Origin of the sequence: Clostridium folliculivorans (genome assembly GCF_024341905.1) — a bacterium.
GTDB classification, from domain to species: domain Bacteria; phylum Bacillota; class Clostridia; order Clostridiales; family Clostridiaceae; genus Clostridium_AR; species Clostridium_AR folliculivorans.
Map to the genome: position 1 here is coordinate 1,096,902 of NZ_BQXY01000001.1, position 22,525 is coordinate 1,119,426.

Below are 22,525 nucleotides of genomic sequence, written 5' to 3' on the forward strand. Positions count from 1 at the left end.
TTAAGGTGTACATCAACATATAGTCTCAGTCATAGAGTGCCAAACAATATGATAAACTCCTATTAATTTTATGCTACTGGATCTTTATCCTTTAAAGAAAATACTATAAATGGCACAGTGAAGCCTAGTATACTTAAAACTGTATAAAGAGTAGCACTTTCTGGTTTATAGAGTTTGTATAGTTTATTTAATGCAAATAGCATAAGAATAAAATTAACCAGTGACACTAAAGTACCTAAGACATGTACATTACGAAATACTACAAATATGATGGAGGCTACTGGTAGAACAACCTCAATATTTGGAACTTCAAAATCAAAGATTTTTAGACCTTTAATTAACTTACCTAGAATGTACAACTGGGCTATAGGAATCCATGCTACCCAAGGGTTTTCCAGTCCTTGACGCACTGCCATTCTGTATAAAGCATATGCCATGAAAACATATAAAACTAAAGATATTGCGAAGAAGAAAAATATAAAAAATCCTAATAGAGCAAGAAATTGATACATTAAATCACCTATCCTTTATTATTTAATAATTTATATTAGCTAATGAGATTAAATATTACAGTGGACAAATATAATATTAAGAAACCTTTGAAAAATATCTGGAAGGTCAAACATCTTATGAATGTTTAATAATTAAAGAATCCACTTTAGAAGATGTTTATGGCTAAGTTTTTTAAAGTTGATAGGATATTTTATTCTTTTGGGGATAGGGTATACAAAATTCAATTCATGAATTTTGAACCTATAACATAGACTCAACCAATTTCTAAAGATACTATTGCTATTAAGCTTGGTTTTGTGATAATAGAGTAAGTTCTTACTATTACAAGAAAGCCGCTGAAGAAGGTCTCCTCAGCGACTTAGTTAGTATTAATATGGTGGATTACTTTATAGGACACACACCTGTTGTGCATTCACTATCATCTATATCATGTTCATCACCATGCTCATATTTCATTAATAGTTTAGCATCAAAAGGTTTCATGTTTGATAATCTATTTTCGTATTCTTCTTTCGTAATTGCTTCGTAAGGTAAAAGTGGATAATAGTTATCGTCTAAGGATAGGAAGGAGATACCAACTATTGAATTCCAGTTTTCATAAACCCAATCTTCAACTAAATCCCACTCATTTTCTCTTACACTTACAGTAATACTTGCATTGTGGTCTACGTAATTGTCCATAAACATCTTATATATTTCAAGTTGTTCTATTGCTGAAACATCATATTTGGTTTTACCTTTAGGTGCTTCAACAGGGAACTCAATAACTAAAGTTCTGGCATTTTCCATTGTAGAACCATTTTCAGGATGTACAGGATAGCCTAATTCTTGACATACTTTAACTAGTGCATCTTCAGCATTTATCCTTATTCTTCTCACATAGTATGGAGAATGAGAAAAATGAAGCCCACTTGAAACAGTTGGAAGTAGTGACAAAGTGCCTTCAGGTTTTAAGGTTGTAACAAGCAGGGATCTATTTAAACCTAAAGAATCTGCTAGTTCATCTGCAGCTTTTCTGGCAGTAAATCTTAGCTGTTTTAGTAGATCAACTTGGTCAGCTATATTCATGCCTACAGCATTAATAGCATCTTGATACCCAGTAACACTTACCCCTAGCAGTCTATCTCTCTTTAATTTATAATCCCATTCTGGAAGTTCAAGTTCTACAAGTGTAAGTCTATAGGATGCCCTGGTTAATAATGAATGAGTTTTTAATAATCCATCTATATCAAGTTTTCCATCTTTTACATGAGCCAAAATATTGGTAGTAACTAAATTACAAGTTTGACGGTCATCTAGTAGTACCTCTCCGCATGGATTGGTTCCTTTAAAATTAGGATTACGTCTTAAAGCTTCAGCTCCATTGTAACTTGCTGGTTCACCACTAAACCTCATTTGCTGAAACTGCCAGTTCCAAAAATCTTTAGAAGGTTTTTCAAAGTGGATTATGGTATTATTGGATAATGCCCTATGTATAATATCTTCATTTACAACCCAATTACCGTTTGAATCCTGAGTATATAAGCCATTCTTTGCTTGAATTGTTTCAGAATCATTGGCATCTATTAAGCCGATTTCAGCAGATCTTCTAACTCCGCCCACAACTACATTTTCAGCAATTATATTGGCAAAATCAAGCATATCGATAGCGTGTACCTTGCCTTCAACAGCATCACTTCCAATTCTTTTACTTACAACCTTATGGAATTTAGTAAACATATTTTTTAAGCTATCATGACCAGAGGCAGTTCCTCCGAAACGTATCAATCTTTCTCCTCTAGGTCTTACGCTATCATAATCTATCTCAATTGTTACGATATGCTTATATTCTTTTCTGGTAATTATGTCAAAGTACATTCTTAGAGCCTGAGCCCAGCCTTCTTTAGAGTCACCTACATGTATATTTGCTTTAGTATTTTCGTTAGAAAAATCTAGAGCTGTGGATTCTAATCTATTATTTTTACTTTTAGGTTCATATTCCTTATTTATAACTTCAACAAGTCTTGCTTTAGGAAGATATTTAACATCCTCTTCAAGAACTCTAAATCCTACGCCTGTTCCAACCATTAATGCATAAAATAGTTCGCCAAGTTTATCAAAACCATCCAATATAATAAGGCTACAATTAAAATTTGCAAGAGCATGATCATTTACAGCTGAGGTTCCACCTATCCAAAAGGTACGTCCGCTAAGAAATCCTTTTAGATTGAATACTAAATCGAATAACTTTTCCGCTTCTTCCTTGGAAGTGTTGGGATCTAAACTGCAATTGTATTCAACAGCTCTTTCAACAGTTTCAAGCCATGTTTCACGTCTGCCTTCTTTTGCTAGCCATCTTGAATAAGTTCTATAATAAACAAAACTTCCTAATGGAGCTAATGGATTAATCTCCGCATATTGATTTAAAAATTCTTTAGTTAATAATTTCTTCATAAAAAATCCTCCTTGAAAAGCATATCTTCCTTTTTAAATGGTTCCATTACGAAAACTTAAGTTATGCTTGATCGAAAATAGTGGGTCATGAGGATTTTCGAGGTATGCATAACTTAATAGATGAAGTTGGAACTCTATAAAGATGTACAACTTCGTAATAAAACTAATATTTTTAAATTCTCTCACCAAAAGCCATGAGAGTTTTAAAAATATATTTTAGATCGAACTAGTACATCTATAGATGAACCACTTCATAATTAAACTTCTATTTTCAAATTCTCCTCTCAGAACCTAGAGGAGAATTTGAAAATAGATTTCGGATTGAAGTGGTTCATCTGAAAAAAACAACACTATATATAGTGGGATGTTTTTCTAAATAATACTACATATAGTACAACAGTGTCAAATGTTTTAATTCGATAATTAATCGTTAACAGTGGAATAAATTGAAAAAAATGAGTGGCTGTTAGTGTAACTAATGCTTGCATATTCAGAGGTGTGAAGGGGGACACCCATATAATTATTAATTAAATATATATTAAAAAAATTTACGAGAATAATTTTTCTGTATTTAAAATTATGAACTTAAATACAATTATTGAGAATTTAAACTGTTTATAGGATAGTTCTACGAATCTTAATTTTAATAGATTCAAATATGAAGTATATGGATGTACCACTTCGTAATGAAATTTATTATTTTTAAATTTTATCACCAGAAGTCGTGGGAGTTTTAAAAATAAGTTTCTGTTCGAACTGGTACATCTTTATATGTGTATAATTTTATGTTTTGGTATATTAATAGCTGAGATTGGCCAATAGCATTAACCCAGGACTATAATTATAAATATTATTGTCCTGGGTTAATTTACAGATTTATAACTTCAACTATATTTTTTCGCATAGCTAAAGTGTATAGATATATGATTTTCAAACATAAATAACGACGTAGGTTTCAATAAAAGAGCCCTATAGTGAAATAGCGCATTAATCTACTGTCAATTTAAACTAAATTCCTTGTGCATACATAGCTTCAGCAACCTTAATAAATCCAGCAATATTTGCTCCTATAACTAGGTTATCTTCAAAGCCATACTCACTAGCAGTGCTGCTACATTTTTCGTAGATGCCCTTCATTATTTCCTGAAGTTTAGAGTCTACTTCTTCAAAAGTCCAAGAATATCTCATGCTGTTTTGGGCCATTTCCAGAGCCGAAGTAGCTACACCACCTGCATTAGCAGCTTTTGCTGGTCCAAAGATTATTTTGTTATTGATGAATAGATTAACAGCTTCCATGGTTGAAGGCATATTTGCACCTTCTCCAACAGCATAACATCCATTAGAAATTAAAGTCTTAGCAGAATCTTCATCAATTTCATTTTGAGTTGCACATGGAAGAGCTACATCACATTTAACATTCCATATTCCTCTAAAACCTTCGGTATAAGTTGCATTAGGATGGTATTTTACATATTCACTTATTCTCTTTCTTTCCACTTCTTTTATTTTTTGAATAGTGGAGAGATTTATTCCATTAGCATCATAGATATATCCGTTTGAATCACTCATAGCTACAACTTTAGCACCGAGCTCTGTTGCCTTTTGATTAGCATAAATAGCAACATTACCAGAACCTGAAATAACTACAGTTGCATCCTTAAAGGATTTGCCTTTTGCTTTTAAAGCTTCATTCATGAAGTAGCATAGACCGTAACCTGTAGCTTCTTTTCTAGCAAGACTTCCGCCCCAGCCGAGGCCCTTTCCTGTTAATACTCCTGTAAACTCATTGTTTATTTTTTTATACATACCATATAAATATCCAATTTCACGACCGCCAACTCCAATATCACCAGCAGGTACATCTGTATTTTCTCCAATGTGTCTATTAAGTTCTAGCATAAAGCTCTGACAAAATCTCTTTATTTCTCCATCTGATTTACCCTTAGGATCAAAGTCACTGCCGCCTTTACCGCCACCGATTGGAAGACCAGTTAGTGAGTTTTTGAAGATTTGTTCAAAGCCTAAGAATTTTATTATTCCAATATTAACTGATGGATGGAAACGAAGTCCACCTTTATAAGGTCCAATGGCACTATTAAACTGAACTCTAAAGCCTCTATTGATATGTTCTTCGCCCTTATCATCTACCCAAGGTACTCTGAAGATAATCTGCCTTTCAGGTTCTACTATCTTATCAAAGATTTTATCCTTTACCCATTCAGGATGTTTCTCTGCCACTGGTTCAAGGGATAAAAGTACTTCCTCTACTGCTTGGTGAAATTCAGGTTCATTTGGATTCCTTTTTATAACATCATCCATTACATGTTTTAAAATTTGCATTAAATTGACCTCCCATTTAATTAGGTTATATTGAGTATTATTGACAAATTTATCAGAAACAAGAGATTTATAATATTAATTATAAACCTTTACAAGTTATAGCTAAATAGGTTATGCTGCGTAAAATAGAGTTAAGAATGTTTAAAAATCGCTGTTTATTAAGACTTTTGAATATACATAAATTATTAGTTAAAGTTGAAATCTATAAAAATTGTAAAGCTTTCATTTTAATTTATGCTAGTTTGGGAGATATATTCTTTTAAATAGCATTATTCTAGCTTTTGATGTTGACGGATCAGGTGAAAATCCTGTTTTAAATCCTAACTCTACTTATTCAGATTATCAGTGGATTTTAATAAGAGATAAGAAAAATAGTGATTGGGTGATAGATGACAAGGGATATTAAGACTTGAGATACTAGAATATTAGATGATTAAGCAAACTTTGAAAGCTATAATCTGGTATCCTTATGTAAAGGAACTCAAGTTAAGGAATCTGAGCTATCCCTTGTTAAGTAAACAAGGGATAGCTCAGAGTGATGAATCTTTAACAATTTTAAATTTAAATTAAATCAAATAACATTTTCATTAACAGGTTCACTAGAATTAGTTATAGAGTACAATGAATAAAAGAATCCTTTCTTTTCGAGAAGCTCATTAAAAGTACCACGCTCCACGATTTCTCCTTTATTCATTACTATAATTTGATCATATTGGGTTAATATATCCGCGTATAATTTGTGAGTGACAATAATTTTAGTTAAATTCTTTATTTTTAAAATAGCGTCTTCTATTAAACGGGAAGTTTCGTTATCCAAGGAAGCTGTAGCTTCATCCATCATGAGGATTGGAGTTCCTCTTATAAGAGAACGGGCAATAGAAATACGTTGCTTTTCACCACCAGAGAGATTTACTCCGTTTTCACCACATCTGTAATCTATCCCTTTTTCACCAATCAATTTTGATAAGCCTGAACAGGCAATCGCATAATCAACCTGTTCTTTTTCAAAGGCTCTAAAAAGAGTAATATTTTCAGCAATACTATTATTAAATACAAATACATTTTGTTGAATCATTGAAACCAGATCATATAGACTGTCAATAGAAGTATCCCGCAACTCATTTTCATCAATTTCTATGGTTCCTTTGTAGTTATTTTGATACCCTAGCATTAGATTTAGTAAAGTTGATTTACCACTTCCGCTGCTTCCTACAATAGCATAACTTTTATTTTTTATAAATTTTAGATTAATGTTGGTTAGAGTAGAACTCTCTTCTGTATATCCAAAAGAAACATTCTTAAAAACAATTGTATTATTAAAAGAGGACAGAGCTGTGCTTCCATCTGTGCTGTTTGAAATTTCAGCAATACTTTGAAATTTTTCTATTAAACCTTCTGCAGCTTTTCTATTTGCAATAATAGGACCAATAGAATTAATAGGACCTAAAACATAATTTAGTAGCTGAATAAAAGCAACAACAACTCCAACGGTGATAACACCTTTTATGGACAAGTGTACACCTAAGCCAAATATGGTTATTTCAACAATTAGGCTAGCAAAGGAGTTAAATATTTCAATGTTATTAGCTATATCTCTACGATTCTTTTTAGTCTGTTCTAATTCATCATTTTTACTGACGAAGATATGGAAAATTTCTCTATCGGCCTTGAAACTTTTGATTACAGGAAAACCTGTCAACAGATCTTTGACAAGAGCTACAAAAGAGGCATTTTCATCAGATACTTTTACTTCTGCATTTGTGAGCTTGTTCCCGAAAATGGCAGATACTAAGATAGGAATAATACAAGTAGCTAAAGTTCCTAAGAGCATTCTAAAGTTAAGGTAAGCCATTGCCATAATGCCACCTATAAATAAAGAACATTGTAAGATTAGATTTAGACTGCCGATTAAGTAATTTTGTTCAATTGAGGCTAAATCATTACTAAAGGCCGATATATAGGTGCTGGATGTTTCTTTATTGAAAGCGCTGATATTTTTATCTAAAATTTTCTGGAAAACTTTATTCTTATATTGACTAAGGGCTTTTTTTATAAAGCGATTAAAGAATATTTTCTTTATAAAGTACGCAAATATTGTGGATACCATAACAATTGCAGCAATTGCTAGTGAGTGCCATAGCTTTGTCATATCTCTACTAGATGCTATGTCCAGAAGTATTTGAAGTACAAATGCAATGCCGATTTGTAGAACTGCAATAGAAACCATAACAAATATAGAAACAAAATAGTTGATATGATTATTTTTATAAAACTCCTTTTTGTAGTTAATACCGCTTTTAACCATATATAACTCCTCTCTAAACTTAAGGATGTGTTTAAACACGGTGCTTCAACAGCGCATAAAAATCAATTTAGTTTTAGACTGGTTCATCCTTAGAAACGTTTCTATTTCTAGTGAAAAAATCATTTATTATATCAATATCTATTTCATCTATAGTGAATCCTACTATATAAGAACCTGAGAATACTATCTTCATAACTGCACCACAATTTTCAAATTCAAGGTATAAAGATATATCATAGTCAAACTGTAGGATGTGAACAATTGCTTTAAAATTTCCTATCTCATCAGAAATGGTTTCCCTAAATTTCTTTATAATATCTACCGATAAAAAGTCTCTTGAAGTAGGTGCAAAGAATTGGCTCATAGAATCCCAATCTTTTTCTATGAAGCTTTTAGCAAACTCTAAAGCTCTTTCTTTCTGAAGTTTTTTTTCATCATCTATATCGCAGTGAAATGAGAAAATATCTTTCCCATCATTTATTAACTTCATTGTATTTTGCAGACGTCTAAGCTGGATGTTTTTCAATTCAATCTGTGTCTGAATCAGTGATTGCCTAGATTGAATAGCCGATTTTAAATCATGTTTATCATTTAAAAGCTCACATATTTCACTGATATTAAAACCCAGTTCTTTTAAAAATAATATGTGTCCAATTTTCTCTGCTTCATATTTGGAATATTTTCTTGGCATACGATCTTTTTCCTGAACACTTTTCAAAATTCCCTTTTCTTCATAGAATCTAAGGGTCCTAGTTGTAACACCATAGCGATCACAAACTTCTCTTATTGTATATATTTCTTCCATAATATACCTCCCTTAAGCTAACCCCATTATATCAATTGACCTTACGTCAATGTCAACATGATTGTTAGAAAATTTATGTAATTCGCCTAAGTCTTAAATTATTCTTAACAAATTCAATCCTTGTTCTAATTAAAATCCATTTTAAATAGTATATTAAAGTAAATTTATTTGGGAGGAGAGAAGCTTGAGAAGAAAATCAGATAGAAAAACAAAACTGCATTTTATTGCAATAGCTGTAGCTTTGATATTAAGTGTTTTTAATTTTGGTGTAATAAGCCAAGTGAAAAAAGTTAAAGCCGCAGAAAAAAATCAAGAAAAAAATCTAATTATTTTAATAGATAAATCCTTAAGTATGAAAAAAACAGATCCTTTTGGATTATCCTTAGTAGCTGGTGTCATGCTTATGGATACCCTAAGTGACAAGGTAAATGTGAATGTTTTGGGTTTTGGAGAAACGGTGACTTATGATAAAAAGCTCAGTGAAAAGCCTTCACGAGAAAGTTTAAAGACTTTTTTTCAGTCTATAAAGTTTGAAGATAAAGGTACTGATTTAAAGGAAGGCTTGAAGGAAGCAATTGCTCAGCTTGATACAGTGACCGGGGATAAATCAATTATTGTTTTGTCTGATGGTAAGGAAGATCCTGTTAATGGGATCACTGCAAGTCATGAAAGTGAACTTAATTCCTTAGTTAAAAAAGCCTATTCCTCAAAGATAAAGATTAATACAATAGGACTTTCAAAGGATGTGGATCAAAATAGACTGAATTCCATAGCATTTAACACAGATGGAGATTTTCTATATTGTGAAAACTCAGCAGAGCTTTTCAATGCTTTTAGTAAGATGCTTGGTGATATGGAGGGCTTCTATACCATAGCTAACTATAATACAGAAAGTCAAAAAGGTCAGGAAATTAAGTTAAGTTCCATGGTTGATGAAGTTATTATAAAGGCAGCTTCCTGTGAAAATAAATCCCCTTTAGTTAGTGTTACTTCAAATGGTGAGGAAGTGCCAGCAGATAAAACTGGGGATACCTATAAGATTTATAGATTAAAAAATGACAGTGATAAAACCTTAAAGATAGATAGCAAAGACAACTCGAAAAATTCTATTATTGTTCAAATAAAAAGTAAAGCAAGTATAAATATAAATTCAACTCAGACAACGCTAAACATACCAAAAGGAATACCTTTAAAGTTTGATATAACAGTGGAGAGCGATAAGAAGCTCGATGGAATTTACCTTCAAAAGAAGGAGCAAGATAAGATTGAAAACCTTAATAATAAGGTAGGTGATGTTTTTAAGTATGAATTTAATAAGGACAAGCCAGGCCAATATCCTATTACCTTAATAGCTCAAGATGGAAATGGCGGTATCATTGGTGTTAAGGAAGTAGTTATACATGTTAATGATTATCCACCTTTTTATTATGAATCTGAGCTACCTAACAATGTAAAACTGGGAGATAAAATGAAGCTTAAACTTGTGCCTAAGGATGGCAGTAAGGTTACGAGCTTAGGCGGAACTGTAGTTATAGATGATGGCACAGGAAAAAAAGAATATCCGTTAAAGGCTGAAAATGGAGCTCTTTTAAGTGAAATTGAGTTTGATAAAAAAGGAGTAGTAAAGGTTTCTACAAGCATAAATGGAGTAGTGAACAATGAAAGCTTTAGCTATTATCTGCCTTATGAAAGTCTAAATGTAATAGACAAGCCGTGCGTTGATATTGAAGGGGTTACTTCTTCTAAGAAAAATTATAAGCTTGGAGAAAATGTAAGTTTAAATATAAAACTAGGTAATGTCATACTATATGACAAAGAAAAAGTAGAGATTTTAGATGAAGATAAAAACAAAGTAGGAGAATTTGAAGTAGAGCCAAAAGGGCCAAAGGAAATATCAGTTTCAATAAAACCTATTAAAAATTCAAGAAACCTGAAGCTTTCCTTTAAGACTGCTGACGATGTGAAGTTAACTGGAAGTATAAGCACAAAATTAGTTATATTATCAGGTGCATTATACTATCTAAACTTATTCAAGATTCCCCTAATAATTGTAGTTACATTAGCTTTAATAGCTGCATTTTTATACCTCTTAGGGAAGAGTTCCTTTAAGAAAAACATTGAGAGCTATAGTGTGGCAAAAGAACTAGATTGCACCGTTGGTTCAAGAACTAGTTCAATAAATCTTTCTATGAATTTGCAGCAAAATACTATGTATCTAAACTTTAATAATAGACTTAAAACCTTAGCCATAGATGATATAGATGACAATGCCATAGGATATTTTTCTCTCACAATAGAGGACAAACCTCAATTCCTACTTGGTTTGATTTATCTAATTAAGAAGGATAATATCTTCAAATTTAATTACTGTGGCACAGAATCACAGGAAATTCTATTAAATGAAGAAGAAGTAGGAAGTGAAGTAGCCTACACACCAGGAGTGGAGGTGTCTTTAACTATTAAAAAAGAAAAAATAAGAGTTGTTTTTATGTAGTTCATTTGTTAAAAAGTAAAATTACTATATTAGGAGGTTAACTATGCGTAACATGGAAGTTCCAAAGGATATTATGCCTACCTTAGTTATTGGACTGGGAGGTACAGGATTTCAAGTTATTAAAAGACTTAAAAAGCTATTTAGTAAAAGATATGGTGGTAAAAAGCTGCCTATAAGATATTTGATAATAGATACAGACTTAAAATCTTTCTTAGATGATGACATAGATAACAACGAAAAGTGCCAGTTGAGATTTGGGGAGGGAGTTAAGACAACCTTAGATTGGGCTTATAAGAATCCATACTTTGATTGGCTTCCTAAAAATCCACCTATTACTCCTGATTTCTTTACATCAACAGATCAAGGTGCAGGACTGATGAGGCCTATAGGTAGAATGTACTTAGCTAAAAATGCACAGTTAGTATATGATACTTTAAATACTGCAAAGAATGATCTTGTGGATCTACACAAGGTTTTAACAGATGTTGGAGAAGCTTATTTAGAAAACATAGATAGGCATAAGGTTTATGTAGTTGGTTCTTTGGCTGGGGGCACTGGTTGCGGTACTTTTTTAGATGTGGCTGTAATGCTTTCTAAGGTATTCAACAGAGATAATACAAATATAATTGGCTTATTCACCCTAGAAAGCTGTTATGATGACAAGCTTTCTTCAGATTTAGATGCTCAAAACAGAAGTAAGGCAAACTGCTATGCTGCACTTAAAGAATTGGAGTTTTTCATGTCTTCTATCACAAATCCAGATGATGAAAAGTACTCATTTAAGTACAACAATATAGGAGAAATCAAGCTTGAAAAGAAGCTTTTTGATATCTGTTATCTACTTGAAAATAAAAATGAGATGGGTGGAGTATTAACAAATATTGAGGACATTTACGATTTGTGCTCCCTTCAATTATTCCAAGAGGTAGGCACAAAGCTTGGATCTCAGTTAAGAGCAGACTATGCTAATTTTATATGTAAAGATAAAGACCCAGTATTAAAAAGGGATAGGCACTTTAGTACTTTTTCATCTTCTTCAATGGAAGTACCAGTAGAAAATTTGAGGAGATACTGTGCTTATAGACTTACTTCTGAAATATTATCAAAGATATCCAATTCAAATGAAGAGGAGAACCTTTATGAAATAGCTCAAAATTTAGCACAAGATATCAACGAAGCCTTAGAAATCACAGATAGGCTTAAGGATTTTAGAAGTAGTAATAGATATAGTGGAAAGAAATATACTGAGTTTATAGGTAAAAAAGGAAATCTCAAGAGAGTTGAAAATATCTCAGATGAAAGATATCAGGAATGGAAAAGTGACCAGGAGAATAGTAAAGAATTAGTAAATAGAATCCTTAGTAGCTTTGTAAATGAAAAAGCTGTAGAGTATGGACTGATTAATTTAAATGCAATTCTAACTGAACTTAAGTCAGCTTTTGCAAGTGATTATGAAAATTATGCGGATTTTAATAATAAGAGCACTGTTGATAGAGCCAATATTGAAAACAGTATGGACAATATTAAAGATAAAAAGGTCAAAAACGGTAAGAAGGATGTAGAGGGAAAACTGATTTCTGACTTTAATAAGTTTGTAGATCAAAAATTTGGAGAGTTAGCATACAAAATCCTAAAGAAAAAGTATGACCTGGCAGCAGAAATTATTGATGACTGTAAAGCTAGCATTAGCGCTGTAATTGGAGATATAAATGCTTACATTAATCAAGTTAACAATAGATTGAACAAGATCAACTATCAGGCAAACAAAAAGTATGGCGGCAATATTATTTCCAGAGAAATGATAACAAAGGAATTTTACGAACACTATTATTATGAAAATTTTGCTAAGAATCTTACAGAAAAAGTTGCAGCCATGTTTAAGGATATGAGTATTATTTCTGTTATTAAAGAAGGAAAAGACAGACTCTTAGAAATTTGTGAAAGAGAATTTGATAAAGTTGATTCTAAGATTAACATAATGGAGATCTTAGAGCAAAACGCTAAGGATAAAAATATGAGTATAAATGATTATGTTAAAGAGCAGCTTGAGATAACCTCTAAGCTATCTAAGCCTTTTTGGTCCGCAGTAAAAAATCCAGAGGTATCTTGGACCGAATGCTATTATATTGGAGTAGTAAAGGATGAAAATATAACCAATGGCTTCACAATAAAACCACAAGAACCAATAGACAATTGGATCAGAAGTCAAACAGGAGAAAGATCAAGACAAGCAAGATATGTGGAAACAACAAATCCATATGCTATTGATGTAATTCATATAACCATGGGAGCTTGCGCAGGATATCTCCCAGACATAAAAAACTATAAGCAGTTTTATCTAAGACTTCTTTCCACAAAGGCTTATCCACTACATCTAAACGAGTCATATATTGGACTTAGTGATTTGGATTTGGATACAGAAAAACTGATGGAGGATTACTATCTATCCTTAGCTTACGGACTAATAATAAATGTTGATGGAGACTTTGTTAAAAATCTTAGATATGAGGAAGGTTTCAAATATATCTACTCTTCTCCTTACTGCATTGAGCTTGAAGATAATACGGAAGAATGTATGGAGTTTCCTAAAAACAAAGCAACCATAGATAAAAAGTTGGTTTTAGGAACCTCTCAGGAGGAAGTTATTAATAAATTAGCACAAGACAAGCAGCTTATTAAATTAATACATGATTTTGTGATGTCCATAGAAAAGAGCTTTAAGAAGGAAGAACTAAAAGAGCATATGATAAAATTCATCTCCGATGAAGTGAATGAGAAGGATTTTATTGCTTATGAGAAGCTTAAATATAAAACATCATTATAGTAGAGGTGTTTTAAATGAATGAAGTATTTAATCCTTCATTAGTAATTTCTGCAGGGCCTTCAGGTAAAAAGGCCCTGGACTTTTTAAATAATATGCTCTTAGAAACACCTGAGCACTTTTTAAATCTAATAGAATGCTGTGATGTAGAAAGTATTGATGAAATAAAGAGTGAGCTTCAGGAAATAGTGGATAATAAGCTTTTATCAGCTAAAAATCTTAACAAGCTTGTAGATCTAGGGTACAAGGTTAGAAATGAGAATATTGAAGGTGTAAAGATAAATATTTATGTGCTTTGGGACATGTATAGTGCAGAAATATCTGCAAGCGAACTAATTGAGCTTATTTATGGATTGAACTATGGAAATGTAGATAAGTCACAGTATTCAGGGGTGTCCTTGTACATCATGCCAATAGCACATAAAGAATGGGCTTATAATGAGGAAGAAAAATTAAGAGGAGTTAATAATTTAAACACAATTGTTAAGTTCATTACTAAACAAGAAAATATGATAAATATTGATTCTAAAATATATCTTCTTCATAGCATCTCAAAGGATGGTACAAGAATTTCAAAGGAAGAGTTAGAATATATAAGCTCTCATTTAATATACTTGAATATTGTTCCATCAAAGCATCCGTCTTTATCCTACTTTAACCAAAGGATATTAATGCATGAAGGTGACTTTAAGGTTGGCACCATTGGAATATCAGCTTTATCGGTTCGAAAGGATAAGCTTTTAAAAGAGTTTTCAGGCTATCTTTGCTTTGATCTTATGGAACGAGCTATAAGCTTTGAAAAATATATTGATTATAGTCCTTATGACAGCTTTAGAAATATTAAAAGCAGTGTTCATATAAATGAACTTAAAAATGGAGTGCCGTTTATAGATGGTAATGAACCTAAACTAAAGTCCAATGAAGCAATAGAAGTTAATCTAACGGATAATATTTGGGATTACCCTAGAATAATGAAAAATTGGGAAGGGGTATTTGAGCAAAAATATCTAGGAGAAATAAAGAAAAAGATAGACAAAAGTTCCAGTGATATTGCGTCCCGAGCTAAAGAGGCAATAAATAGGGATTTGAATGAGATATCCTTAAGTTATAGTCTAAAACAAGGAGAGAACTTCTTACTAGAACTATTAAAAAATGCAGAAGGACAGTCTACAGGTCACGGAACTAAAGCGCCTAAGGATATAAGCTACTTAAATGAAACTTTGAAAAAGAAAGCTTACAATTACCCTAATTATATGGGTTTTATAGTTAAGATAATTATCCTTACATCTTTTTTATTATATTCCTCAAATAACTTGTTTTTCCCTTATCTCAGTATGGTGATGAGAATTATATATGTGGTCTTATTGATAGGATTAATCTCATCACTTACTTGGTTAGACTATAAATATAAGGTGAAAAAGTTCAATAATTTCATAAAGACTTATATAGATGAAGTTTATAAAAATTCTGGTATTTTAGTTAAGCAATATATGGAGAATAAATTAGCCGAAGTACAAAAATCCATAATAGATTATATAAATGAAAGAATTGTGGAAGTAGCTGAAGGTATAGAAAATTGTAAAAAGGTAAGATCAGATATTTTAGCCACAGCAGAATATAATGATTTGGATGATGAGAATCTTATAACCAGCTTGCTTGATTTTAAAGATAGAAGAAGGTTCTATGAAGCTCAAAGTAAAGATCTCGGAAGGATTTACTCAGGTCTTGCAGCAAAGCTTTCAGATCTTAAACAGTTTAGGGAAGAAGCAATAAAGGAAACTATAGAAGAGTACTCCTTGGAGGCTTCAAAAAGCTATATAGCTTTAGACTTTTATGAGTTCTTAAAATTCAAATATGGTGAAGACTTAAATGAAGGAATCTCAAGCTGGATTGATAAAGGATTGATCAAATCTAAAGAATTGCTTCAATACAATAATAGCCGAGAGCTAGAAAGGCATGGTATGTTTGTAGCAACCAAGGGTTTTGTAGAAGCTACAAAGGATGTATTAAACTCAAAGCTTTGCGGATATGAGATTTCAACCATTGATGGGGAAGATATTTTTATAGACAGCATATCCATAATCAAGCTTACCTTAGGAGTAGAGCTTAGCAGCATAACTCCATTTATGAATATAAGGGAGGGGAACAATATATGATAGAAATAATTGCATTATTTTTAATTGTAGTATTCTATGTGATTCCTCTAAACCTGCCGGTATATTGGCTTTGCATAAAATTTGCAGATTTTCTTTTAGAAACCTTCCCAAATCCACCTTTTAAGTTTTTGCTATATATTTCTTCAGATTATTTACCTCCTACAATATATTTTGTAGGCTTTGTAATCCTATTTTTACTGCTTTATTATTTATTAAGTAACGTAATAAGGAAAAGTCTATTCGTATTTAAAAATATAGATATAAGTAAGTGGAGCTTAATTAAATATTCTAAAGGGCAAAGATCTATAAATCTAGCTGCAAGAGTGCTTATTGTTTTATCATTAGTTCTTCAAATATTTTTTAAAGTAATAGATATTAAGATTATAGTACTGAGCGTATTATGTTTATTATTTATATTTAAAGAATTGAAACCAAAGAAGATTAAGAAAGACTTAAAGAGTGAGATAAAAACTGAAGAAAAGAATGAAAAGAAAGAACTTGCTGAAGAGGTTGGGGAGGATTATATTGACTTTAATTGGAGCTACACTATGGATGCTTTAAATATAAAGAAGCCTATAGATTTTAAGGCAAGCTTTAAAAAAGGAGATAAACACATAGTGCAAGATGAGGAAACACAGCTTGAGATTGAGAAGAATATTAAAGATTTTGGGGAGCAAATTAAAGATTTATGTAATCTAAATGGCTTGGATAATTATCATAAAATCTCAGCAGTTTATTCTCTAATAAGTAAATTTAAATATAAGACAGAAGTGTATAATAAAACAATTAATTTGCAAAAGCCTTCTGAAACATTAGAAAGACAGGAAGGTGACAACTATTCCTTAGGAGTCTGCACTGCAGCTATTTTAAGAACTATGGATATGGAAGTTATAGAACTGAAGATTCCATTAAAAGATGGACAAACTAACCTTGCTCTTGCTGTAGAAGGGGCAGATGAACTAGTGGGAAACTATTACATTAATGATAGCAAACAATACTTTTATTGCGAGTTAAAGGAAGATAATAGCTTTAGAGTTGGAGAAGTTCCAAGCATCTATCAATAATTGTTTGTAGCTTATATGGATGTACCACTTCGTAATGAAACTTATTATTTTTAAATTCTCTCACCAGAAACCGTGAGAGTTTTAAAAATAGATTTCGGTTCGAAGTGGTACATCTATAGATAAACCAGTTCGAAATAGAATCTATAACTTAAGTAAAGTACCATTAATAGTTAAAATGTATTCTAGTATATCTTAATTTTATAGAAATGGGTTATCTATTCCGATTAATCAGATAGACTACTTCAGTCCTTAAACTCCAAATAAAGATTTCGGTGGATCTACGAATCTTTATTTGGATAAATTCAATTATGAAGTGGTTCATCTATATGCATATCATCATAATATATAACAAAAACAAAATATGGTGATAGCATGGATAAGGTAATAAATATAGAAGACATGATATTATTCAAAAAAGCCTGTGAAGTTCTTAGAGAAAATAAAATTTCTTTCAATGATGAAAAGCTTAGAAATAATCCTGACCTTTGCAAAGCGGTAATAAGGATGCTTGGTAGGTACGAATGAGTTCTTTCAGAGATAGATGACAGCTATGCAAAGTAGGGGGAAAGATATTCTAATAAAAGCAGCTTGGACTCAGAGGTCTAAGCTGCTTTTATTATGGAACTCTTTACATTGTTTTATCAAATTTGAAACGATAATAGACACCATAGACAACAATAAATAGATATGAAAACACTAAAAGAAGAAGAGCTATCATATCAATTCCCATTAAAGCAAAGGCAAGGATTAAGGCACCAAATAGGAATATCATCATATCGTAAGCTTTAGCCTTTGCTAGATTTGAAATAGAAACATTACGTTCATCTAACTTGTCAATCTTAAGCTGTTTATCAATCTCAGGATAGTTTTTTAATGATCTACGACTGATAATCTCTCCTAGACCATGACCCAAAATTCCGCATCCGAGGCCAATACATACATAGGGGAAGGCTCTCATAATACCTTGAGGTTCAAGGATTGTTTTACTGAGATATAGTCCTATACATAATAGCAACAATCCAAATGCCACTGCAAAGTAATTTGTAATATTTTTTTTCATTTTATTTAATCCTCCTCATAAATAAAAATTTCTTCGATGCTCATATTGAAATATTTTGCGATTTTAAATGCTAATAGAATTGATGGATTGTATCTTCCGTTTTCTAGGGAACCAATTGTTTGTCTCGACACTTCAAGAGCAGTTGCTAGATCTTCTTGTTTAATGCCATGTTTTTTTCGTATCTCTTCTAAACGATTTTTCACAGTGCCACTCCTTTTCATGTAAAGCTTACTTTCCATAATTTAATTGTATTACCACTTAGTATAAATGTCAAGTTTACTTTCCATAAAATAATGTAGAGCTTAATATTTAATTTTTTATTGATGTACTATTTTGATAAATTAATTAAAATCATGTATATACCTTCAATAACTGCTTAAACTTAATATGTATTAAGTTTAAGAAAGGAATGATTATATGCCTATAGATAAAAACTTTGCACACACAATAGCTAAAATTATAAAAGATGAGGACGATCAGGTAATATTATATGAATTAGACAATGGAGAAAGAATTTCAACAGGCGAAGCTGTTATGTTTGCAAAACAAGGAGTTCTTAAAGATGTTGAAATAGCCAAAGCAAAAAATGGAACAGAATATCTTAAATGCGTATCAGAAGATGGCAGCGAGCCAAACAATATATCTGAGACACATATGAAAAGAGATGCACAAGATTCAAGGCAATTCTTCCAATAAAAAGCTAGTAAGTGATTATTTAATATTCTTATACAGAAAGCAGCTTGGACCTAGAAATCCAGGCTACTTTTATTTTGGCAGGATTAAACTCATCGAAACATCAGAGGAATAAACAATTAAATCCAGTAGGATCAATTGATACAGTAATGATTTATTCCCTTTAAATTTAATCTAAAACCTTTATTATTGACAACAGGAAGCATTACATATATTATTATAGACAAATAGACTCTGTAATATCTTTTGAAGGGGAGAGAGAATTTGAGATACACAAAAGCTACAAACTATGCATTACATACAGTTGCGTATATGATTGCCCATGATAAGACTGACAATTTAGTATTACAAACCTTAGCACAACATCTGAATATATCTTCTACTTATCTTTCGAAAATTTTAACCCAGTTAGTGAAAGCAGGTTTAGTTCAATCAACTCCGGGAGTGAATGGTGGTTATGTTTTACGTAAGAAGAAAGAAGCTATTTCATTTCTAGACGTAATCAAGGCAATAGAAGGAGCGGGGGCATTATTTGACTGCGGACTTCATGAAGAAGACAGTGAATGTCGTATCCTTAAAGTAATGAATGAAGCTGAAGATGTAATGGAGAACTATCTTCAAAATAAGAAGATATATGAGATCCTCCAACATAAGCAAGAGATTGAAGTGAATGAAGAATAATTAACTATTTATTTGGTGACTCTAGTCTATAAGTTTTTTATGCTTTAATTATAGATATAAAATGTCTGTAATAGTGATAATAAGATGAATAAGATATTATTGAAATTTTCAATGCCTTAAATGAGAAGATTTTAAAATGAGAATAGAAGACTTAAAGAACAATTAGAAGTTCTTAGATGGAAATTATATTCAATGAATTAGATGTATTATAGACTACATTGTTTATATGTAGTCTATGTATAAAATAAATAAAATCAATCAGTGTACAAGCGAGTACACTAAATATTTAAAGGAGAGATCTAAATGGGCGAATTTTGGGAAGATAGTTTTATAGAAAAACAAATGATGTGGGGAGTTGAACCTGCAGATTCTGCAATTAAGGCAAAGGACTTTTTTATTGAGAACAAGGTAAAAGAAATACTAATTCCTGGTGTTGGGTACGGAAGAAATGCAAAGATTTTTTCAGATAATGGAATTGATGTAACAGGTATTGAGATATCACAAACTGCTATTGATTTAGCAAGAAAAAATGGAATTGATTTTCCCATATATCATGGGTCAGTGACAGATATGCCTTTTGATGACAAACTATATGACGGTATATTTTGTTATGCGCTTATTCATTTACTAGATAAGGAGCAAAGGGCAAAATTGATTCAAGCTTGTTATAATCAGCTAAAGCCTAACGGATATATGATTTTCACTGCTGTGTCAAAAAAGGCTCCGATGTATGGAAAAGGTAAAAAGCTTAGTGAAGACTGGTACGAGACAATGCAAGGGGTAAGGCTATTTTTCTATGATTTTGACTCTGTAAAAGAGGAGTTTGGAAAATATAATCTGGTAGAAGCATCAGAAATAGATGAACCGAATAAGGAGAGGCCAGGTAATCATTCAATAAATTTCATGGTTATTAAGTGTAAGAAGTAGGATAAGAGCAGTTTATCATTCTATGAATTTCTATATTTAAGAGTATTATTTAAATTAATTGGTTATACAGGAGACGCTATATGAGCGAGCTATTAGAATTAAATGATTTTTCTCAGATGGAATGGCTCTAAAAAATTGCTAATTGTTCTTTATTAGTGATTTTTTTACGCATCTGCCTTTTCTGAACGAATGTGAAGAAATTCTGGCAGGCGATATATTTTTACTTTTTACTTTTTAATAATATAGCATTTTTATTTTATTAAATTTAAGATATAAAATATTTATAGAATGCATGGATTTTTAAAAAGTAAAACTGTACTGTTCGAACGTAGTGAGTTTACAGTTTTAGCCATGGAATATGAAAAAATCATATTAATTCTTTGCGTAAGCTCATTAAAGCGTCGGATGGTTAACCAATTAATTTAAAGAAATTATACAGATGCAAGTTTTTTAGTCTCACGCTTACTTTCTTTTTTAGAGAGGGCAGATACCCATTTTATTCTCATTATTAAAACAGTGGTGATTATTGCTGCCATGTAGTTTGAGAATAAATTACCCCAGAATACTGAGTAAAAGCTGAGAACATGCTCTGTTGCTAGGATAAATACATATCTTAAAAGCCATATTCTAAGAAATCCCATAATAAGAGGTATGCCTGTACGACCTAGTCCTATGAAGGCACCTTGCTCTACCATACATATACCAAAACCTATTACAGAATATGTGTATATATGAAGAGATTTATTAGCAATTTCCAGTACATCATGTTTATTAGTAAATAAAACCGTTAGGTAAGGGGACAGCGGAACTACTGTAATGATTAATAATGCTGCAGTAATAGCACTTACTATACAACCTTCAATACAAGATTTACGGGCCTTATCACCTTGTCCTGCTCCAACATTCATACTTACCATGGTAGTTACCGCAGAACCAAAGGCAGATGGCAGTATGAAGCAAACTGAGGTTATGTTACCTGCTATTCCTTGACCAGTCAATACTATAGGACCATATTTTTCAATCTCATTATTTATAAGAAAGAAGCCAAGGCTAAGCATTAAGCTTGATATCATAGAAGGTATTCCTATTTTTATAAGCTTGAACAAAATCTTAAAATCGAATTTAAAGCCTCTAAGTATAAGCTTGTCATCTCCTGCTTTAACAAACAATTCGTAAAACATCCAAATGCAAATAATTAAGTTTGCAGCAAAAGAGGATATAACTGAACCCACTAGCCCTAAAGGAAAAACAACAATGAACAATACATTAAAGATAAACTTTAAAACTAGCATTAGCATCATTCTTATGAAGGTAGCTTCAGGTTTTCCGTTGGCATTTTTTATTGAGTTATATATAGCTTCGAGAAATAAAAAAGGTAGAACCATTGAGTTTAAAGAAAGATACAAAAAAACGTCATGAGATATTTGTGGATCAACTCTGCTTGATATAGGAAATGCTAATACGTAAAGTATAGGAGCTGTTATTATTCCTATAAGAAATGCAAAGACCACAACTTGAGTTGATACATATTTTGCTCTCTTATAATGACCTCTTCCGTTCATCTGGCCAATCATAGCAATTGCTGCAACACTAAGTCCCTGAGAAAGAGCTATTGCCATATTTATAATAGGACCTGAATAGGTAATGGCACTTGCACCTATAGTTCCAACAATATTGTTTATAAAAATTCCATCCATTACAGGTATTATGGATTGTACTAGTCCCATCATAAGGGTTGGGATTGAAAGTAGGAAAAGTGTTGAAAGTATAGGACCATTTAATATTAAATCACGTCTTTCTTCAGTATTTTGACGTAAAAAACTCAAATTCATATTCATATTTACATCCACCAGCCTTTAATAAAATCTCTAGATATATTACTTATATTTAATATATAAAAATAAAAATTATTGCTTTAAGTATCATTTAAGATATATTATCGATAAATTTTTTTTATAGTTAATGAACCATCATCTATTATAAACTCAATAAATTATAGCTTCAAATATTGAGGATATAAGAAATATAGACTTATTTAAATGAAATATCAATATATGAGCTCTGAAGGCTTTAGGGGGCAGGAGAGAAGGATTTTTGATGAAAAATATACGATAATTTAGAAAATAATCTATACAATGTTTAGTTATAGGACAATGGAATTCCTACATTTAGAACAAAGTAAAAAAAGTAACATAACGAAGAAATGTGTCATATATTGTGTTATAAGAAGGAA

Annotated in this window: 16 protein-coding genes; 8 read left to right on the plus strand and 8 right to left on the minus strand. The window is 31.5% G+C overall.

Annotation, left to right across the window (positions count from 1 at the left end; genetic code table 11):
- Positions 1 to 68 precede the first annotated feature (68 nt).
- The 5 genes from OCU55_RS04940 to OCU55_RS04960 all read right to left on the minus strand — a co-directional run bounded on the left by OCU55_RS04940 (position 69) and on the right by OCU55_RS04960 (position 8,396).
- Complete coding sequence (locus tag OCU55_RS04940) at positions 69 to 512, minus strand: hypothetical protein (RefSeq protein WP_261851194.1); 444 nt, start codon at positions 510 to 512, stop codon at positions 69 to 71.
- Positions 513 to 894: 382 nt separating this feature from the next.
- On the minus strand, positions 895 to 2,946 hold the full coding sequence (gene nrdJ, locus OCU55_RS04945; RefSeq protein WP_261851195.1) for a ribonucleoside-triphosphate reductase, adenosylcobalamin-dependent: 2,052 nt from the start codon (positions 2,944 to 2,946) through the stop codon (positions 895 to 897).
- Positions 2,947 to 3,954: 1,008 nt separating this feature from the next.
- A complete protein-coding gene (gdhA, locus tag OCU55_RS04950) occupies positions 3,955 to 5,286 on the minus strand; it encodes an NADP-specific glutamate dehydrogenase (RefSeq protein WP_261851196.1) in 1,332 nt (443 codons plus the stop codon).
- A 571-nt stretch (positions 5,287 to 5,857) separates the two neighbouring features.
- The gene (locus tag OCU55_RS04955; RefSeq protein ID WP_261851197.1) at positions 5,858 to 7,591 is read right to left on the minus strand and encodes an ABC transporter ATP-binding protein; all 1,734 of its coding nucleotides are present in this window, start codon (positions 7,589 to 7,591) and stop codon (positions 5,858 to 5,860) included.
- A gap of 73 nt (positions 7,592 to 7,664) precedes the next feature.
- Complete coding sequence (locus OCU55_RS04960) at positions 7,665 to 8,396, minus strand: MerR family transcriptional regulator (RefSeq protein ID WP_261851198.1); 732 nt, start codon at positions 8,394 to 8,396, stop codon at positions 7,665 to 7,667.
- A gap of 184 nt (positions 8,397 to 8,580) precedes the next feature.
- Here OCU55_RS04960 and OCU55_RS04965 point away from each other — a divergent pair, with 184 nt between their 5' ends.
- From OCU55_RS04965 to OCU55_RS04985, 5 genes are all read left to right on the plus strand, one after another.
- Complete coding sequence (locus OCU55_RS04965) at positions 8,581 to 10,890, plus strand: VWA domain-containing protein (protein WP_261851199.1); 2,310 nt, start codon at positions 8,581 to 8,583, stop codon at positions 10,888 to 10,890.
- A 43-nt stretch (positions 10,891 to 10,933) separates the two neighbouring features.
- Positions 10,934 to 13,714 (plus strand): tubulin-like doman-containing protein, encoded by a 2,781-nt coding sequence (locus tag OCU55_RS04970; RefSeq protein ID WP_261851200.1) that lies wholly within the window; start codon positions 10,934 to 10,936, stop codon positions 13,712 to 13,714.
- Positions 13,715 to 13,728: 14 nt separating this feature from the next.
- The gene (locus tag OCU55_RS04975; protein WP_261851201.1) at positions 13,729 to 15,867 is read left to right on the plus strand and encodes a zinc metalloprotease; all 2,139 of its coding nucleotides are present in this window, start codon (positions 13,729 to 13,731) and stop codon (positions 15,865 to 15,867) included.
- The gene (locus OCU55_RS04980; protein ID WP_261851202.1) at positions 15,864 to 16,931 is read left to right on the plus strand and encodes a hypothetical protein; all 1,068 of its coding nucleotides are present in this window, start codon (positions 15,864 to 15,866) and stop codon (positions 16,929 to 16,931) included. Before OCU55_RS04975 ends, OCU55_RS04980 begins: the two co-directional genes overlap by 4 nt.
- A gap of 372 nt (positions 16,932 to 17,303) precedes the next feature.
- Entirely contained in the window at positions 17,304 to 17,456 is a 153-nt protein-coding gene (locus OCU55_RS04985; RefSeq protein WP_261851203.1) for a hypothetical protein, read from the plus strand.
- 103 nt (positions 17,457 to 17,559) lie between these two features.
- On the opposite strand, the gene OCU55_RS04990 is transcribed toward OCU55_RS04985, so the two are convergent.
- Positions 17,560 to 17,991 carry a hypothetical protein gene (locus tag OCU55_RS04990; protein ID WP_261851204.1) on the minus strand — a complete coding sequence of 144 codons (432 nt, stop codon included), beginning with the start codon at positions 17,989 to 17,991 and terminating at the stop codon, positions 17,560 to 17,562.
- A gap of 5 nt (positions 17,992 to 17,996) precedes the next feature.
- Positions 17,997 to 18,194 (minus strand): helix-turn-helix transcriptional regulator, encoded by a 198-nt coding sequence (locus OCU55_RS04995; RefSeq protein ID WP_200271406.1) that lies wholly within the window; start codon positions 18,192 to 18,194, stop codon positions 17,997 to 17,999.
- Between the two features lie 214 nt (positions 18,195 to 18,408).
- Here OCU55_RS04995 and OCU55_RS05000 point away from each other — a divergent pair, with 214 nt between their 5' ends.
- The 3 genes from OCU55_RS05000 (at position 18,409) to OCU55_RS05010 (ending at position 20,292) form a co-directional block, all read left to right on the plus strand.
- On the plus strand, positions 18,409 to 18,687 hold the full coding sequence (locus OCU55_RS05000) for a DUF3892 domain-containing protein (protein WP_261851205.1): 279 nt from the start codon (positions 18,409 to 18,411) through the stop codon (positions 18,685 to 18,687).
- Positions 18,688 to 18,948: 261 nt separating this feature from the next.
- Positions 18,949 to 19,365 (plus strand): RrF2 family transcriptional regulator, encoded by a 417-nt coding sequence (locus OCU55_RS05005; RefSeq protein ID WP_261851206.1) that lies wholly within the window; start codon positions 18,949 to 18,951, stop codon positions 19,363 to 19,365.
- A 303-nt stretch (positions 19,366 to 19,668) separates the two neighbouring features.
- Positions 19,669 to 20,292: a class I SAM-dependent methyltransferase gene (locus OCU55_RS05010; RefSeq protein ID WP_261851207.1), complete on the plus strand. Its 624-nt coding sequence runs from the start codon at positions 19,669 to 19,671 to the stop codon at positions 20,290 to 20,292.
- Between the two features lie 431 nt (positions 20,293 to 20,723).
- On the opposite strand, the gene OCU55_RS05015 is transcribed toward OCU55_RS05010, so the two are convergent.
- Positions 20,724 to 22,130 (minus strand): MATE family efflux transporter, encoded by a 1,407-nt coding sequence (locus OCU55_RS05015; protein ID WP_261851208.1) that lies wholly within the window; start codon positions 22,128 to 22,130, stop codon positions 20,724 to 20,726.
- Positions 22,131 to 22,525 lie beyond the last annotated feature (395 nt).

What these genes read in the sequence shown, in the direction of transcription:
- OCU55_RS04940 (WP_261851194.1), bottom strand. Translation starts at nt 512, where the DNA reads ATGTATCAATTTCTTGCTCTATTAGGATTTTTTATATTTTTCTTCTTC.
- nrdJ (WP_261851195.1), bottom strand. Translation starts at nt 2,946, where the DNA reads ATGAAGAAATTATTAACTAAAGAATTTTTAAATCAATATGCGGAGATT.
- gdhA (WP_261851196.1), bottom strand. Translation starts at nt 5,286, where the DNA reads ATGCAAATTTTAAAACATGTAATGGATGATGTTATAAAAAGGAATCCA.
- OCU55_RS04955 (WP_261851197.1), bottom strand. Translation starts at nt 7,591, where the DNA reads ATGGTTAAAAGCGGTATTAACTACAAAAAGGAGTTTTATAAAAATAAT.
- OCU55_RS04960 (WP_261851198.1), bottom strand. Translation starts at nt 8,396, where the DNA reads ATGGAAGAAATATATACAATAAGAGAAGTTTGTGATCGCTATGGTGTT.
- OCU55_RS04970 (WP_261851200.1), top strand. Translation starts at nt 10,934, where the DNA reads ATGCGTAACATGGAAGTTCCAAAGGATATTATGCCTACCTTAGTTATT.
- OCU55_RS04975 (WP_261851201.1), top strand. Translation starts at nt 13,729, where the DNA reads ATGAATGAAGTATTTAATCCTTCATTAGTAATTTCTGCAGGGCCTTCA.
- OCU55_RS04980 (WP_261851202.1), top strand. Translation starts at nt 15,864, where the DNA reads ATGATAGAAATAATTGCATTATTTTTAATTGTAGTATTCTATGTGATT.
- OCU55_RS04985 (WP_261851203.1), top strand. Translation starts at nt 17,304, where the DNA reads ATGGATAAGGTAATAAATATAGAAGACATGATATTATTCAAAAAAGCC.
- OCU55_RS04990 (WP_261851204.1), bottom strand. Translation starts at nt 17,991, where the DNA reads ATGAAAAAAAATATTACAAATTACTTTGCAGTGGCATTTGGATTGTTG.
- OCU55_RS05000 (WP_261851205.1), top strand. Translation starts at nt 18,409, where the DNA reads ATGCCTATAGATAAAAACTTTGCACACACAATAGCTAAAATTATAAAA.
- OCU55_RS05010 (WP_261851207.1), top strand. Translation starts at nt 19,669, where the DNA reads ATGGGCGAATTTTGGGAAGATAGTTTTATAGAAAAACAAATGATGTGG.
- OCU55_RS05015 (WP_261851208.1), bottom strand. Translation starts at nt 22,130, where the DNA reads ATGAATATGAATTTGAGTTTTTTACGTCAAAATACTGAAGAAAGACGT.